Origin of the sequence: Synechococcus sp. UW140 (assembly GCF_900474295.1) — a bacterium.
Lineage (GTDB): Bacteria > Cyanobacteriota > Cyanobacteriia > PCC-6307 > Cyanobiaceae > Synechococcus_C.
Window position 1 is genome coordinate 186,707 of record NZ_UCOB01000014.1, and the last position, 16,198, is coordinate 202,904.

At 60.0% G+C, this 16,198-nt stretch carries 17 protein-coding genes; 7 read left to right on the top strand and 10 right to left on the bottom strand.

All coding sequences use genetic code 11. The features are described 5' to 3' along the window. Positions 1-19: 19 nt before the first annotated feature. From DXY10_RS05925 to hemH, 4 genes are all read right to left on the bottom strand, one after another. Positions 20-238: a GIVxVP protein gene (locus DXY10_RS05925; RefSeq protein ID WP_115017434.1), complete on the bottom strand. Its 219-nt coding sequence runs from the start codon at positions 236-238 to the stop codon at positions 20-22. Positions 239-240: 2 nt separating this feature from the next. After that, entirely contained in the window at positions 241-624 is a 384-nt protein-coding gene (locus DXY10_RS05930; protein ID WP_115017102.1) for a nuclease, read from the bottom strand. Next, a complete protein-coding gene (ilvB, locus tag DXY10_RS05935; RefSeq protein WP_115017436.1) occupies positions 624-2,477 on the bottom strand; it encodes a biosynthetic-type acetolactate synthase large subunit in 1,854 nt (617 codons plus the stop codon). The genes DXY10_RS05930 and ilvB overlap by 1 nt, the downstream gene beginning before the upstream one ends. Positions 2,478-2,542: 65 nt before the next feature. After that, positions 2,543-3,718 (bottom strand): ferrochelatase, encoded by a 1,176-nt coding sequence (gene hemH, locus DXY10_RS05940; protein ID WP_115017104.1) that lies wholly within the window; start codon positions 3,716-3,718, stop codon positions 2,543-2,545. An 81-nt stretch (positions 3,719-3,799) separates the two neighbouring features. On the opposite strand from hemH, the gene DXY10_RS05945 reads away from it, so the two are divergent. The 3 genes from DXY10_RS05945 to cobO all read left to right on the top strand — a co-directional run bounded on the left by DXY10_RS05945 (position 3,800) and on the right by cobO (position 6,443). Next, positions 3,800-5,020 carry a site-specific integrase gene (locus DXY10_RS05945; protein WP_115017105.1) on the top strand — a complete coding sequence of 407 codons (1,221 nt, stop codon included), beginning with the start codon at positions 3,800-3,802 and terminating at the stop codon, positions 5,018-5,020. 104 nt (positions 5,021-5,124) lie between these two features. Beyond that, positions 5,125-5,781: a class I SAM-dependent methyltransferase gene (locus DXY10_RS05950; protein WP_115017107.1), complete on the top strand. Its 657-nt coding sequence runs from the start codon at positions 5,125-5,127 to the stop codon at positions 5,779-5,781. Continuing rightward, positions 5,778-6,443, top strand: a complete 666-nt coding sequence (gene cobO / locus DXY10_RS05955; RefSeq protein WP_115017109.1) for a cob(I)yrinic acid a,c-diamide adenosyltransferase — start codon at positions 5,778-5,780, stop codon at positions 6,441-6,443. The genes DXY10_RS05950 and cobO overlap by 4 nt, the downstream gene beginning before the upstream one ends. Positions 6,444-6,452: 9 nt before the next feature. Here the strand turns inward: cobO and DXY10_RS05960 are convergent, their stop codons facing one another. After that, positions 6,453-6,638, bottom strand: coding sequence for a hypothetical protein (locus DXY10_RS05960; RefSeq protein ID WP_115017110.1), 186 nt, complete (start codon positions 6,636-6,638; stop codon positions 6,453-6,455). 113 nt (positions 6,639-6,751) lie between these two features. On the opposite strand from DXY10_RS05960, the gene pyrH reads away from it, so the two are divergent. From pyrH to DXY10_RS05975, 3 genes are read left to right on the top strand one after another with little or no spacing between them, the layout of a single operon-like run. Continuing rightward, a complete protein-coding gene (pyrH, locus tag DXY10_RS05965; RefSeq protein WP_115017112.1) occupies positions 6,752-7,459 on the top strand; it encodes a UMP kinase in 708 nt (235 codons plus the stop codon). Positions 7,460-7,466: 7 nt separating this feature from the next. Then, positions 7,467-8,015, top strand: coding sequence for a ribosome recycling factor (frr, locus tag DXY10_RS05970; RefSeq protein WP_115017114.1), 549 nt, complete (start codon positions 7,467-7,469; stop codon positions 8,013-8,015). A 14-nt stretch (positions 8,016-8,029) separates the two neighbouring features. Beyond that, entirely contained in the window at positions 8,030-9,190 is a 1,161-nt protein-coding gene (locus DXY10_RS05975) for an NAD(P)/FAD-dependent oxidoreductase (RefSeq protein WP_115017116.1), read from the top strand. 47 nt (positions 9,191-9,237) lie between these two features. Here DXY10_RS05975 and DXY10_RS05980 read toward each other — a convergent pair whose 3' ends face one another. The 5 genes from DXY10_RS05980 to DXY10_RS06000 form a co-directional block, all read right to left on the bottom strand. Then, a complete protein-coding gene (locus DXY10_RS05980; RefSeq protein ID WP_115017117.1) occupies positions 9,238-9,624 on the bottom strand; it encodes a Crp/Fnr family transcriptional regulator in 387 nt (128 codons plus the stop codon). Positions 9,625-9,750: 126 nt separating this feature from the next. Further along, on the bottom strand, positions 9,751-10,923 hold the full coding sequence (locus tag DXY10_RS05985; RefSeq protein ID WP_115017119.1) for a transaldolase: 1,173 nt from the start codon (positions 10,921-10,923) through the stop codon (positions 9,751-9,753). Between the two features lie 66 nt (positions 10,924-10,989). Further along, positions 10,990-12,831 (bottom strand): penicillin-binding protein 2, encoded by a 1,842-nt coding sequence (locus tag DXY10_RS05990; protein ID WP_115017121.1) that lies wholly within the window; start codon positions 12,829-12,831, stop codon positions 10,990-10,992. A 4-nt stretch (positions 12,832-12,835) separates the two neighbouring features. After that, positions 12,836-13,291 (bottom strand): hypothetical protein, encoded by a 456-nt coding sequence (locus DXY10_RS05995; protein WP_115017122.1) that lies wholly within the window; start codon positions 13,289-13,291, stop codon positions 12,836-12,838. A gap of 86 nt (positions 13,292-13,377) precedes the next feature. Continuing rightward, positions 13,378-14,754, bottom strand: a complete 1,377-nt coding sequence (locus DXY10_RS06000; RefSeq protein WP_371411125.1) for a lysostaphin resistance A-like protein — start codon at positions 14,752-14,754, stop codon at positions 13,378-13,380. Positions 14,755-14,860: 106 nt separating this feature from the next. Between DXY10_RS06000 and DXY10_RS06005 the strand changes: the two genes are divergently transcribed. Further along, a complete protein-coding gene (locus DXY10_RS06005) occupies positions 14,861-16,195 on the top strand; it encodes a histidine phosphatase family protein (RefSeq protein ID WP_115017124.1) in 1,335 nt (444 codons plus the stop codon). The last annotated feature ends 3 nt before the right edge of the window (positions 16,196-16,198 follow it).

Genomic DNA, 16,198 nt, shown 5'->3' on the forward strand with positions numbered 1-16,198 from the left:
AAATCCCGGCCGTATCAAGCTAGGGAGAGCTGTCTTGGCCGTCCGTTTTTGTGACAGGATCTGACTCGGGGATCAGATAGGTCAGAAGTCCCACAGCCGGCAACAGGATGCCCAGTCCGACCGCGAGAGGTCGATTCGCTCCTGCCGCTTCATTCCAGATCGCTGTGCATAAGAAAGCAACTCCCAGCACGATGCAAGGCACCATCACCACTCCAGAAGCAACACGATTACGAGACACGGTCAGGCAGCGGAGCAAGTAAACCGGGCAAGGCCGGCATCCGCCAGTTCCAGACTGAGATCTTGATCCTCTCCAAGGGGAGTAACCCGTGCCAACAGTGTGCCTTCAAGCACTCCTTCAGGCCGAAAATTGACCCGTCGGCGTCGAGGGAGAGCCTTTTTCAACCATTCAGTGGCAGCCTGCTCATCGGCTGGGTCCACCTCCAGGCAAGCCAGCTGAACGGTGTAATTGCGGTTGCGATCACCGATCTGCAGCAAGGACGACGATCGGACCTGCAGCACCTCCGCCCCCCAGGCATGCAGTGGCCAGGCGATCAGAACCACCAACAGCAGGGCAACCGAACAGGCTCGACGGCTCCAAGCCGGGATCAACGCCGCCAGCGTCATCAAAGCGATGCCCCGCAAGAGGGACAAAAGCGATGTTCATGACTGGTCACTGCACCGCAAGAGCCGCAAGTTCGGGTCGGATCCATGGCCAATTCGGGATGGGAGGGCAAGCCCACCATCTGAGCATTGCTGCAGCCCGGCGGCACCATCGGATAGCAATTCTCACCGCGCCGCACTCGCACATCGATCAGCATCGGCCCTGGCGTCTGAAGGGCCTCCTGCAGTCGGGGCACCAGCATCTCGCGCGAATCGATGCGCATGCCACCAACCCCGAAGGATTCAGAGAGCGCAACAAAATCAGGCATGCCGGTCTGCATGTTTGAAGCGGAATAGCGCTCCTCGTAGAAACTTTCTTGCCACTGGCGCACCATGCCTTGCCATTGGTTGTTAACGATGACGACCTTCACAGGCAGTTGATACTGCGCGAGGGTTCCCAACTCCTGAATGTTCATCAGGATGCTGGCGTCACCCGCCACACACACCACCGTGCTTTCTGGGAAAGCGGCCTGTGCCCCCAAGGCAGCAGGCATGCCGAAGCCCATGGTGCCAAGACCAGCACTGCTGATCCACTGACGAGGTCCATTGCGCAGATATTGGGCCGACCACATTTGATGCTGCCCCACATCGGTGGTGACGATCGCCCCGGTGGCGAGATCGCGGAGGGCAATCAGGACTTCCTGGGGATAAATGGGCCCATCAGGCGTCGGCACGCTGAGTGGATAGCGCTGTTTCCAGCTGTCGATCTTCTCCAGCCACGGAGCGGTCGAAGGACTCACCTCCCTTTGGCGACTCTGCTGAACCAGCTGAGTCATGCTCTGGGCCAGATCACCCAGCACCGCCACATCGGCACGGCGCGTTTTGCCGATCTCAGCCGGATCAATCTCGAATTGCACAACACGAGCCCTAGGGGCGAATGTATCGAGCTTTCCTGTGACACGGTCATCGAAGCGAGCACCCACTGCGATCAGCAGATCGCATTCGGTCACTGCGAAGTTGGCATAAGCAGTGCCATGCATCCCGAGCATGCCCACTGCGAGAGGATCATTCTCGTCAAACGCGCCCTTGCCCATCAACGTGGTGGTCACGGGCAGCTTGTGGCGATTGGCCAACTCGGCCAAGGATTCATGCACACCAGCGGAAATCGCTCCACCCCCCACGTAAAGCAAGGGACGCTGAGCCGCCTGGATCAGATCCAGGGCTGCGGCAAGTGCAGCAGGATCAGGAGGCTGCGGCAGACGGAAGCCGACGGGCACCACGGAGCCTGGTTCCATCGGCACATAATCGAATTCCTCCTGTCCCACATCCTTGGGGATGTCGATCAGCACAGGACCAGGGCGCCCGGAAGCGGCGATAAAGAAGGCCTGGGCTACCACGGAAGCAAGATCGGCTGGATCCCGAACCACCCAGGAATGCTTCACAATCGGAAGGGTGATTCCGAAAATGTCGGTCTCTTGAAAAGCATCGGTGCCAATGGCCGGACGGGGCACCTGACCAGTGATCACCACCATCGGGACGGAGTCCATCTGGGCGGTGGCGATGCCAGTGACCAGATTCGTTGCTCCAGGACCTGAGGTTCCGAAGCACACGCCCACGCGCCCAGTAGCACGCGCATAGGCATCAGCGGCATGGGTTCCCGCCTGTTCATGGCGCACAAGAATGTGACGCACCCATCCCTGTTGCTCTGCCAGATGCAGTGCGTCGTAAATCGGCAGGATCGCGCCGCCTGGATAGCCGAAGATCGTGTCCACACCGTGACGACGGAGTGCATCCATCAGCGCTTCAGCACCGGTGATCCGTTGCCTGCCGTCCTGAATGGACGTACCAGAGACCGTCGGCGCAGAAGTCAGGGTCACAGCGTCGTCACACAGGGCCAACCTTCAGATTAAGGTCCAACCCGTCAGCTGGTGCTGACGAACGCTCAGAGCAGCCCGAGCGCATGCAGCGGACCGTGACCACTGACCAGTTCCAGGAGAAAAGCGGAGAAACCCAACATGGCCAGGCGGCCGTTCCACACCTCCGAACTGTTGTTCCATCCCCACTCCCATTTCTCCTGGGGATAAAGCTTGACAGTGGTGGGCAATTCAGCGGCCTGGTCGAGATTCACCTCCGGACCCGCAAGGCTGTCAGCCACCATGTCAGCCAGGCCTTTGATGAAGGGGGGATAGGTGTCAAGGGCACGGACACGCCGGAAGTTGACGACCCCTGCTTCGGTGGCCAACTCCCGGTATTCGATATCGATCTCTTCAAGAGTTTCAATGTGCTCGCTCACGAAGCTGATCGGAACGACAACCAGATCACGGGTTTTCGCCTCACCAAGCGCCTCTAGGGCTTCTTCGGTATAAGGCTTGAGCCACTCGACCGGACCAACCCGGCTCTGGTAGGCGAGGGTATGGGGATTGCTGGAGCCAAGAATTGACTCCAATTCGGCCATGATCAAGCCTGCACAGGCCTGGATCTCCTGCTGATAAGGGTCTCCCGCCTCTTCGACATAACTCTTGGGCACACCGTGGGCACTGAAGAAAACGTGAGCCTCCTCAGGCACATCTGAGGCGCGGATCTGCTCAGCGATCAGTTCAGCCATGGAGCGGACGTAGCCAGGATGGTCGTACCAGCTACGAATGCAGCGCAGAGGGAGGTTATGGAAAGCGGGGTCGAGCTGACGGAGACGCTGCAACTCACGAAAGCTTGAACCGCTGGTGCTGATCGAGAAATGGGGGTAGAGGGGAAGCACCACCACTTCATCAATGCCATCGGCCTTGATGTCTGCGACTGCAGATTCTGTGAAGGGATGCCAGTAGCGCATCGCCACATAGGACGTGGCCTCGATGCCGCGCTGACGCAACTCACTCTGCAGCTCACGGGCCTGCTGCTCTGTGATCCGGCGCAGGGGGGATCCTCCACCAATGGAGCGATAGGCCTCCTGAGACTTGCGACTGCGCAGGGTGCTGATCAACCAGGCCAGAGGTTTCTGCAGGGCCGGATTCGGCAATCGAATGATCTCCGGATCCGCAAACAGGTTGTAGAGAAAAGGCCCTACATCCTGGATTCGTTCCGGGCCTCCGAGGTTGAGCAGAAGGACGCCGACCCGGGCCATGAAACACCCGCACTTTCAAATTCGACTTGAGCGTAACCCGCATCGACGCCAAGGTGACGACAAAATGACGCCCGCCTCCCCATGACCACCACCGTGGATCTGAGCGACGATCTGGAGGTCATCAACAGCGCCATGAGCAGCGATGGCATTCGACTTCGCATCGAGAAGCGCGGTGAACGCCTGAATTTGCGGGGTCCGCTGCCCTGTCGAACAACGCCTGGTCGCACCAGGATGCAACGGCTCAGCCTCGGGGTGCCAGCCACCACTGACGGTCTGCAAGAAGCCAAGCAGCTTTTGCTTTTAGTGGATCTCCAGCTGCGCCGCGATCAGTTTGATTGGCAGCAATGGACGAAGCAGACAGCGCGCCCCGCCAGCGATCTCTCCAAAACGTCATCCAGGCGATCTGAAGGGAGGTCGTTGCAGAGCAGCGATCCGATCACCCTTCAGTTGGCGGGCTTTGAGAAGAGCTTTTTCTGCGACCCAATCCGGCGACGCTCACCTGCCGGCAGCCGCACGACCTGGAGTTCTGCCTACAGGCCCTACCTCAGACGCTTGAAGGGAATCGCTGAGGAGCGCAACCTCAGCCTGGGCACCGAACTGCTGGCCCTCACCCTCAGCAGTTATGCAGACGCCAGCCGCAGCCGTCAACAGTGCGCCACCAGTCTCAGCGCCTTGGCGCGCCACTACGCCATCCCCCTGCCTGACAACTGGCGAGCGGAAGCGGCGGGCTACGGGCTGCATCGAGCACGGTTCCGTCAGCTGCCCAGTGATGGCCAGATCTTGGAGGCCGTACTGCGAATCCCAAACCCCGGCTGGCGGCTGGCCTTCGGCCTGATGGCCACCTACGGGCTCCGGAACCACGAGTTGTTCTTCGCCGACCTCAGCGCGCTTGCCCCAGGGGGAGACCACGTGCTGCGAATCCTGCCCACAACCAAAACTGGCGAACATCAGGTCTGGCCGTTCCATCCCGACTGGGTGGAGCGTTTCCAGCTGTGCGAACTCGGTCGCACCCCCAACCTGCTACCGAGCATCAACACCGATCTGAACCGCACCACACTGCAGCAGGTGGGACGGCGGGTTGCTGAACAGTTCCGTCGTTATGAGCTGCCTCTCACCCCCTACGACCTCCGCCATGCTTGGGCCGTACGCACGATCCACATCGGCCTACCTGACACCGTTGCTGCCAGGATGATGGGCCACTCGGTTGCGATCCACACCCGCACCTACCACCACTGGATCACCCGACGTGATCAGCAGCAGGCGGTGGATGCGGCGCTCGCCCGTCAAAAAAACACTGGATGAGACGGCATTGGCTGCCGATAGCAGCGTTGCTGCTCAGTCCAATCCTTCAGCGGCAGGATGAGTGCTGTGACTGACGTCCGAAGTCACATCCTTTCCCGTTCCTGATGAGTTCGTTTCTAAGGCCCCTCGCCTACCGCCATCGCTGGATCTACGACACGGTCACAGCGGTGTCATCTCTGAGCGTGGGCGGGGTGCAGCGCCTCAGGGGACTAGGGCTTGAAGTCATGAAGGCCAGGCTTCAGCCCGGGGCTTCCGTGCTGGACCTGTGCTGCGGCAGCGGGGAAGCAGCAGCCCCCTGGCTATCGGCCGGCTTCAAGGTGACCGGACTGGATGTCTCGCCCCTGGCCCTGAGTCTCGCTGCCAGCCGCCATCCTGACCTGAAACAGGTCGAGGCACTCGCCGAGGCCCCGCCCTTAGCCGATGCGTCATTCGACGCCATTCAATTAAGCGTGGCGCTGCATGAATTTCCCCGCCACGAACGCGAGATCGTGCTTGGGCAATGCCTACGGCTGCTGCGCCCGGGGGGATGGCTGGTGCTGGTGGACCTCCATCCAGCTGGCCCTTGGCTGCGCCTGCCCCAGTGGCTGTTCTGCGCGCTGTTTGAAACCGACACCGCGACCGCCATGCTGGAGGACGACCTTCCCGCCCAGCTCAGAGGGCTTGGCTTCACCCAGGTGGAGCAGGAACTGCTGGCCGGCGAGGCCTTGCAGCGCATCACCGCCTCTCGCCCCACCGCTCGGCTCCCCGGAGAACAGTCATGAACAACAGCAATCTGGACCAGACCGCAGCCGAGCTGGGTATGGGCGGTCGACTGGCCCCTGAACAGGACAACGCGGGCTATCGCAAGCGGATGGAACGGCGTCAGCAGGTCCAACGCCAGCGCGTGGAAGAACGGAATAAGGAAAAAGGCCTCCTGCTGGTGTTCACCGGTCAGGGCAAAGGCAAGACCACTGCAGGACTCGGCCTGGTCCTGCGCACATTGGGCCACGGGGAGAGGGTAGCGATTGTGCAGTTCATCAAAGGTGGATGGGAACCGGGCGAGGCCAGAGCCCTGAAAGCCTTCGGCGATCAGGTGGCTTGGCATGCCCTTGGCGAAGGATTCACCTGGGAGACACAAGACCGTGAACGTGACCAGCAACTTGTGGGCAATGCCTGGCAGACCGCCCTGGGCTACCTGAAAGATCCATCCATCAAGCTCGTACTCCTCGACGAGCTGAATGTTGCTCTGAAGCTGGGCTATATCGAGGTCAGCACTGTGCTGGACGGCTTAAGCCAGCGCCCAGAGCTTTGCCACGTCGCGCTCACGGGACGGGGAGCCCCACCAGAACTGATCGAAGCAGCCGATCTCGTCACTGAAATGACGCTGGTTCATCACCCGTTCCGAGAGCAGGGGGTGAAAGCACAGGCTGGTATCGAATTCTGAATACTTGATTCAGCTCTGCTCAAGATCAGTCTTGAGCAGAGCTGTGGCTGCTGTCAGCACCGACAAACCGCTCACCAGCAAGGCGCGGTGAACGATCGGATCACGCCAGCAAGAAGGATCCTGACTGGCACGGTCAAGGGCCGATAACGTGAGCCTCGCCATCACCCCACTGCGTGGCTTGCCGTGATCAGGCATGTGGGGGTCTCGGTTACACCATGCAAGCGCGTTTTCTTGTCCTGACCAGCCCTCGGCGAGAGGTCAAGACACAGGGAAACCCCTTGCTACTGTCGACAAGATCTGGTGGCTGAATGGCATACAAGCGCGCCCTGCTCAAACTCAGCGGTGAAGCGCTGATGGGTGATCAGGGATATGGCATCGATCCCGAGATCGTTCAGTCCATAGCCGAGGATGTCGCCAGGGTGATCGCCAGCGGCACAGAGCTCGCCATCGTTGTGGGTGGAGGCAATATCTTCCGCGGCCTGAAGGGGTCTGCCGCTGGAATGGATCGAGCCACGGCCGACTATGTGGGCATGCTGGCAACGGTGATGAATGCGATCACCCTGCAGGACGGCCTGGAGCGAGCCGGAGTCCCCACCCGGGTGCAAACAGCGATTGCCATGCAGGAGGTTGCTGAGCCCTACATCCGCCGCAAGGCCATTCGCCACCTGGAGAAGCGAAGAGTGGTGGTGTTCGGAGCTGGCTGCGGCAATCCCTTCTTCACCACCGACACCACGGCAGCGCTTCGCGCAGCCGAAATCAATGCCGATGTGGTGTTCAAAGCCACCAAGGTCGATGGCGTCTATGACAAGGACCCCGCCAAGCACGCCGATGCCGTGAAGCATGAAAGGCTCACCTTTCAGCAGGTGCTCAGCGGTGAACTAGCCGTGATGGACAGCACTGCCATCGCCCTTTGCAAAGACAACAACATTCCTATCGTTGTTTTCAATCTGTTCGAACCTGGCAACATCGGCAAAGCCGTGGCTGGCGAGCCGATCGGTTCCCGCATCAGCAACTAAATCCGTTATGTCGAAACAAGAGCTCGAAACCAGCATGCAGAAGTCGGTGGAATCCACCCAGCGCATGTTCAACACCATTCGCACAGGCCGGGCCAACGCCTCATTGCTGGATCGCATCAGCGTCGAGTACTACGGCGCCGACACCCCACTGAAGTCGTTAGCAACCCTCTCAACACCCGATTCCCAAACCATCCAAATTCAGCCCTTCGACATCAGTTCCCTCGCCTCGATCGAAAAGTCCATCGCCATGAGCGAACTCGGATTCACCCCCAATAACGACGGAAAGATTATTCGTATCAACGTTCCTCCCCTCACCGAGGAGCGGCGCAAGGAGTTCTGCAAGCTGGCTTCCAAATACGCCGAAGAGGGCAAGGTGGCGCTGCGAAATATTCGCCGCGATGCGATCGACAAGATCAAGAAACAAGAGAAAGACGGTGACTTCTCTGAGGACCAAAGCCGCGACGAACAGGACATTGTCCAGAAGACGCTGGACAAGTTCATTGGCATTCTTGAGAAGCATTTGGCCGACAAAGAGGCCGACATTCTCAAGGTCTGAGCGCAAGAACCAGCGTGAGCAGCTCTGACGTGGTGGTGATCGGTTCAGGAGCAGCAGGTGCTGCCGCTGCCTTTCACCTCAGCCAAGCAGGCCATCGCGTCACGGTGCTGGAAAAAGATGGCGGCAGCGAGGCGCCATTGCTCCAATCACACCACTCGCGCATCAAACCCTGTGGCGGTGGCATGGCAGCCTCAGTGCAGCAGTGGTTTCCCTTCCCTCTTGCGCCGGCAGTTGATGAAGTCATCGAGCGAGTGGAGTTCAGCTGGTGTCTGACCGATCCAGTCGTCGCCGAGCTACCAGGGTCGGCCCCGTTCTGGATCGTCCGCCGCGAACGGCTTGATTCGCTTCTGATCGAACGGGCTGTTGAACGGGGTGCTCACTTGCACCAAGGCTTCGAAGTCACCGAGCTGAGCAGGCACGAGTCAGGCTGGCGAGTTCTCAGTGCTGATGGACGTGCGATCGAAGCGCGAGCAGTGGTGATCGCGGATGGTTCTGCCTCGCCTTGGCCCGAACGCTTCGGCCTTGGACCTGGCAAACCACATTGCGCCAGCACCACTTCAGTACGGCTTGAGGGGCGGGGATCACTGCGGCCTGGCTCCGCCCGATTCGAATTTGGGCTTGTGCATCACGGCTTCGCTTGGGCTTTCCCGATGGGTGATGGAGTGAATGTGGGCGTCGGCACCTTCATCGGTCGCCATGCCGCCGACAGTGACGCGATCCTGTCCCAACTATTGCCAGACCTGGGGTTCTCCGCTGACGCAGGTCTGCGACAGCAAGCGCAGCTGCGGGTTTGGAACGGCCATCACCCCCTGCACGCCGATGGCATGGTTGCGGTGGGAGACGCGGCGTCGCTTTGCGATCCATTTCTGGCAGAAGGCCTGCGACCTGCCCTGATGAGTGGCTGTGAAGCCGCCTCCAGCCTGGACCTCTGGCTTCGGGGAGAGCAAAAGGATCTCTCGCTTTACTCGCAGCAGATGCGAGCACGATGGGGCGATTCGATGGCCTGGGGAAGGCGCATCGCCCAAGTGTTCTATCGCTTTCCGAAAGTGGGGTATCAACTCGGCATCAAGCGACCCACCGCCCCGCAGCGCATCGCCCAGATCCTCTCTGGAGACATGGGCTATGGCGACATCGCCCAACGCGTGATTAAACGGCTGCTGCTGAAACGGAGCTGAAGAGACTAACCAGCAGCCAGCTCAGACCCAGAGTTGACAGCGTTGGATCAGGAGCGGTCGCTCAGTTTGAGATCACGCAAGCGCTCATCCACCGAGGCCAGCAACTCAATTGCAAACATTGGAGACTCCTGCACAGCAAAGAGAAACTTCTCGCGGTTCATTTCGATCAAACGACAGGCTGTTTCAGCCATCGCCGTGCCAAGACGACGATGATCCGGGGTCACCAGAGCACCCGAACCAAACACATTCCCTGCTGCGATCAATTCGTAGCCCTCGCTGCCATCCTCAGTTCTCCACCCCAATCGCACGGTCCCCTCAAGCAGACCAAACATCGAAGCACCGGATTCTCCAGCAGAGAAAATCACTTCTCCAGCCTGAGCAACTCTCACCTCACTGGTGGAAGCAAGAGCGCGCATGGTGTCAAGTGCGTTCAATCTCCCAGCTCCAGAGCCATGTCTGATTCAAGCTCAAGAGGGCTTCCTGACGATGTCAAGAGCCCTACCGAAGAGCAATCAGGTGTTGCGAGACAACTGTTGAGCGAAACGGTGCGGAGTTTGCACTCAGGCTGTCGTGAGTGAAAGAGCCGCGCCAAAACCAGAACGAACCTCCTCCGGAGTCAGGCGTCCATCGTGATCCTGATCAAGGGCGTCGAAGACAGCGTCACTACCCAGCCATTCATCACGCGTGATCGAACCATCTCCGTTCATGTCGTTGAGCAAGAAAATCTCCTGAACGGCATGCCGAAAAGCGGCCCCTCCCTCGAGTTCAGCCAAGCGGTGAGCCAGCTGCGCCTCAAGGGTTTCAATCGCCTTGCTGAAGCCCTTAATGCCCTCACTGAGCTTGTCGGTGGCCATGCGATCGTCGGCCATCATCGAATCGAAGCCCTGACGATCTAGATGGATTTGGGGCTCACCACCAGTGGGATTGCCTCCATCAAGCTTGCGCACGAGTGGAGCCTCCGTGCTGCGGAGTTGATCAAGCAGTTTCGGGGAAATGGTGAGAAGATCACACCCCGCCAACTCAACAATCTCATCGGTGTTGCGGAAACTCGCTCCCATCACCTCTGTGTTGTAGCCGTAGGTCTTGAAGTAGTTGAAGATGCGGGTTACGGACAGCACGCCGGGATCCTCTGGACCGGGATAGGCATCCCGCCCTGTCTCGGCCTTGTACCAGTCAAGAATGCGACCAACAAAGGGAGAAATCAGGGTGACGCCGGCCTCCGCACAAGCGACGGCCTGGCCAAAACCAAACAGAAGCGTGAGGTTGCAGTGAATTCCCTCCTTCTCCAGCACCTCCGCCGCTTTGATGCCCTGCCAGGTGGAAGCAATCTTGATCAGCACATGGTCATTGCTGATTCCTGCATCGTTATAAAGACGGATCAGCTTGCGACCCTTCTCAATCGTGGCCTCAGTATCGAAGCTCAAACGGGCATCGACCTCGGTGGACACACGGCCTGGAACGATTTTGAGAATCTCCTTACCGAAGATCACACAGATCTCATCAAGGGCCTCATGCACAACGTCCTCGACCGGCGCATTACTGCCAAGCAGTCGGCGTGAGGAATTCAAAGCCTCATCGATCAAGCTCTGGTAAGCGGGGATCTGAGCGGCAGCCAGGATGAGGGAAGGGTTGGTGGTGGCGTCCCGCGGTGTGAAACGACGGATCGCCTCCAGGTCGCCGGTGTCGGCCACGACAACGGTCATGGCGGACAGCTGTTCGAGAAGAGAGGCCATGGAAGCGAAGTACGGCTCTAGGTCCGTAACGTAGCCAGCCCAGCGGAACTGGCACCCCCCTGTTTGTTAACCCGCAGAAGCTGGTGCCCCATCAAGAGCAACAGCAGGACGACGCGCGGGCTGATGGGCAGTGCGGCCTCCGCTGGGCGGAATTTTCTCGATTACAAGCAGACCATCGATGATCTGTTTGGCCACCGGCACCGCAACGGTAGAACCGTAAGCATTCCCACCCTGGGGTTCATCCACCACGACCAACACCACGTAACGAGGGTCCTCGATCGGAAGGGTGGCCACAAAGCTGCAGATCTTGGCGCCTGGCACATAAACACCGTTGAGAGCTTTCTGGGCCGTGCCTGTTTTACCCCCAATGCGGTACCCCGCAGTTCTGGCACCCTTGCCGCTGCCTTTCTCCACCACCGATTCCATCCAAGCCAGCACGGTGCGCGTCACCTCAGGACGGATCAACGGTTGTCCCAGGGTGCGATTGCGTCTGGCCAGACCATCGCCGGAACGCAACCCACGGGTGATATGGGGACTCACCATGCGTCCACCATTGGCCAGCAGTGCATGCAGCTGCACCAGCTTCAACGGGGTGAGTGAAAAGCCCTGACCGAAGGCCGCAGTGGCGGGCTCGATTGGCTGAGTGGTGAATTGCTGACTGGTCTTGAGTTGCCCGGCAACAGCCCCGGGGAGATCGGTGTCGGGCTTGGACTCCAGACCAAGCTTCGACAACCACTGCCAATAGCGCAGTGGTTCCAGGTTGCGCATCGCCTGCACCATGCCCACGTTGCTCGACACCTGCAGCACAGTGGCGAAATCGATTACACCGTTGGCACCCTTGTCATGGTTGAAGATCGGCCATCCTCCGATCTGAAGCTGACCGATGTCATTCACCGTGTCATTAGGCCCGATCACCTTTTCCTGGAGCGCGATCGCCAGGTTGATCGGCTTAAAGGTCGAGCCGGGTTCGTAGAGATCCTGCACCGACCACTCACGAAACAGAGCTGGCGGGAAATCCCAGTAGCGGTTGGGGTCATAGGTGGGTGTCGATGCCAGTGCCAGGAGTTCCCCATTGCGCACATCCATCACAATCGCCACACCCTTCTTCGCGCTCCACTCCTTAACCTGCGCCGCGAGGGCCTTCGCGGCTAGCTCCTGAAGACGGGCATCAAGAGTGAGCTGAAGCCGAAGGTCATCACCAAAGAAAATCCCTGGGCTGAGGTTGTCCGGTAGGGGGGTGCCATCCGCTCCTCTGCGCAGACTGCGGGATTGCTCATGGCGTTGCAGATCGCGATCTCGGCTCTGCTCCAAACCCGCCTGTGGCTCACGCTCCAGGTTCAGGAAACCCACCACATTGGCGAACAGATTGCCCTGGGGATAGACCCGATGGGAGTAGGCCTCGAGATCAAGACCACTGATACCGAGACGTCTTACCTCTGAGGCGGTTTCCGGATCCAAGCCTTCCGCCAAACGAATCCCTGAGGGTCGATCGCCCATGCGCTGAACCAGATCGGCCATGGGCAGAGCCAACAAACCCGAGAGGCGACGTGCAAGATCAAGAGGCTGACGGACGACAGACGGGTCATCCCCTGGAAAGCGAAAGTTGTTGGGATGGGCCCAAAGACGAAAGCGTTCCTCATCCAGGGCCACAAGACGTCCTGCACGGTCGACGATCGGACGGCGGGTCCCAAGCGGATCGGTTCGCTGGGTCTGAACACTGCGGGCCCGGGCTTCAAGAGCGGAAGACTGCATCACTTGCAGCCAGGCCATACGACCCATCAGGCCGATTAGGCCCAGACAGAGCAACGTGAACACCCAACGCATGCGTGCTGCCGGGACAGGTTCAAGAGGAATCACCCGCTGGCGTGGGCGGCGACGGCTTCGACGACCGGCTTCCGGGTCGGTCATGGTGTCAATACCCCTGCTGGATCGGCTGATCCATCCAGGTCTGGATCATGGCCAGCTGGTCGACATCCTGAGCAGGCGCACTGGCCTGTGGGCGATCGAGATAAACGAGATTGGCCGCTTGAGTGGGCACCATCGTGGCCGGAAGACTGGCCTGCTGAAGCAGATGACGTTCAAGCGTCGCCGTTGACTCGGTCAGACGATGGGAGAGGCTGCGAGTTTCCTCCAATTGGCGGAACGCCACCGTCCAACGGTGCTGCCAGTGAAGCGTCAGACCCGACAGAGCTACGACAGCCAAAACGACACCACAAAGGGATCCATCTGCAACACGATGCAGACCAGCCAACAAAGGCGATCGACGCGCCATCCGCTGCGCCGACATCGATCCCTGGATCAGCTCGAATGCCCCTGACGCTGCAGAGCGCTCTGCAGGGACAATCCGTGACTGGGGAACGGCGCTCACGTCATCGACGCGTCAATGTGTCAGTGAACCATTCGCAAGGGCGTCCCGCAAGCCCGAAAACACCAATGAGAGCAGGGATCTGCTGATTAAGAGCCCAGAAGGATCAGATTGAGGAAGGTGGCCGCATTCCAGCAGGCGTGCATCACCACACAGGGCAGCAGACGACCACTACTCAGACGCAGCAGGGCGAGGCCGATGCCGAGCACCAGCAGGGGCGGCAGCTCACCAATGCTGAGGTGGGCCACGGCAAACACCAGGCCGCTGATGACCACGCCCCAGCCTCGACCAAGCACCCGAGCGAGAACGGGCAGAAGCACACCCCGAAACACCAGTTCTTCAAAGAGAGGTGCAAGCACAACAGCAGTGAGAGCCAGCAGGACAAGAGCCCAGGGATTGTCATTACGCAGCACCATCTCCAGCAGGGGGTTACTGCCGCCTTGATCACCAACCAGCTTCCCCGTCAGCCAACCTGTCAGCACCACGGGGGGCATCACCATCAACCAGCCGCGCACGCCCTGCAGCAGGCCCGTGAGCCAAGGAGAAGGGCGCCACTGGAGCCATCCCCCAACCGGCATCTCCACTCTCTCAAGGCCACCGAGTTGAAGGCGAAGGATTCCCAAGGGAGGAATTGCAAGGGCGATGTAACCGATCAGCACCGCAATCGCCTGACCGAGAGCCCCGGTCTGCCCCTGTGAGATCAGCGCGATCAGGGGACTGACCAGCACGGGCAGCAACACCTCCCCAAGCAAGACGAATCCTCCGGCCACGAGGATCGCCATGTCCGCCGGTGTGAGCAACGGACCAACCAGAGGGGGCCAAGCGGGCAGCTTTCCGCGAAAGCGCGACCAGAGATGGCGGATCAGCAGCCCCACTCCAGTCAGCAGCGCTGCGATTGGCAACAATTCGGCCAGCAACAGTCGCTGGGTGGCCTGCGCAGCAGCGTTCGCATCGCTGGGATCCGTGCACCAGACCTTGCTGCCACCTAAGGCCTCACAGCTGAGCTGTCGCAGCAGCGGATCCATCGCCGGATCGGAAAGCAGCGCCTCGTTGGCTTCTGTGAGCCTCCCACCTTGCTCATAAGTAGAAAGAGCTTGTTGCATTGCGCTCAATTCAGGCCTCTGCATCGGCAAGGCGAGGGCTGCACTGCGCTGAGCCTCATCCCTAGTCAGTGCCGCCAACAGAAGCCGCTGGCGATCATCGAGCCGATCGAGCGGCACCTCCTCTAGGGCTTCAAGCATCTGAGCAGAAGGATCCCCTCCCACCAGCAGGGGCCTCAACTGCGGTGGCAGGGACGGTTCTGCCAACAGGGCCTTCTCCTGCTGCTGCAGAGAGAGAGCCGGCGTGACGGAGTCGCGGCTGAGGCTACTGATCAACCCCATCACCCAGACGAGCATCGCCAGCACAAGGGAGATCAGAGCCAGCAATGATTTGGACAGCCGGCGATCGGTCGGCGAAGACGTCAACGGATGCGGAGCAACAGACACCGATTCTCTCCGCTGGCGACAGAAGCGGACGACAGAAAGGGGACCTGGCCCCCAATACGATGGCCGCGCCCCTCCCCACAAACCGTTGTCTCTCCGTCTTCTTCTGGTGCGCCACGGCCTGAGCAGCTTCAATGTGGAGCGCCGGATTCAAGGAAGGGATGACCTTTCCGTTCTGACAGCGGCAGGTGAGGAACAGGCGAGCCGAACGGGTCGAGCCCTGACTGACGTACCGATCAGTGCGGTGTACAGCTCTCCGCTGAAGCGGGCCAGCGCGACCTGTGAAGGCTTACTCAAGGCCAGGGGCGGCGACTCCCTCACTCCAGTCATGGATGACGGACTTCTGGAAGTGGATCTCGAACCTTGGAGTGGAATGAGCGCCGACGAGCGAGCCGCCCGCTACCCGGAGGCCTACCAGGCCTGGCGTCTTCATCCCGAAGAGCTGGAACTGACCCGGAAGGATGGCCGTGCCTACCGTCCTGTGCAGGAGCTGATGGCGCAGGCAAGGCATTTCCTCGATCGCCTCCTGGAGCAACATCCCACTGACGGCAACGACACAGTGCTGGTGGTGGGCCACAACGCCATTCTCCGTTGCTTGATCCTGGTGCTTCTTGGCGAACCCTCCCAGGGCTTCCGTCGTCTCCAAATCGACAACGCCTCGCTCTCGGTGTTCAACCTCAATCCGAAGGCCAGCGGCGGCCACCAAGTGCAGATCGAATGCCTGAACAACACAGCGCACCTTGGCCAGGGACTGCCGAAAAAAGGGGACGGAGCTCGACTGGTGCTGGTGCGCCACGGTGAGACCAACTGGAATCGTCAGGGCCGTTTCCAGGGACAGATTGACATCCCCCTCAACGACAACGGCCATGCCCAGGCTGAAGCGGCTCGAGGATTCCTCGAATCGGTATCGCTGCAAAGGGCTTACAGCAGCTCAATGACTCGGCCACGTCAGACCGCTGAAGGCATCCTTCGCTCCCATCCAGGGGTGCCCCTGACGGAGACTCGTGGCCTCGTGGAGATTGGCCACGGCCTCTGGGAAGGCAAGCTCGAAGACGAGATCAAAGCGGAGTGGGCAGATCTTCTCGAGGAATGGAAACGCACGCCTGAAACGGTGCAGATGCCAGAGGGAGAAACCATCCAAGACGTTTGGGAACGCTCTGTGAACACCTGGGACACGATCGCGGCAAGCCTTGAGCCTGAAGAAACTGCTCTGGTGGTCGCCCATGACGCGGTGAACAAAACCATTCTCTGCAAGCTGTTGGGCCTCACTCCAGGCGACATTTGGTCCGTGAAGCAAGGCAACGGTGGGGTGACGGTGGTCGACATGCCGACGGATCCGGGCCAGCCTTCGGTTGTGACCTGTCTCAACCTCACATCCCACCTCGGAGGGGTTCTCGATCGCACCGCTGCAGGAGCCCTCTGAGCT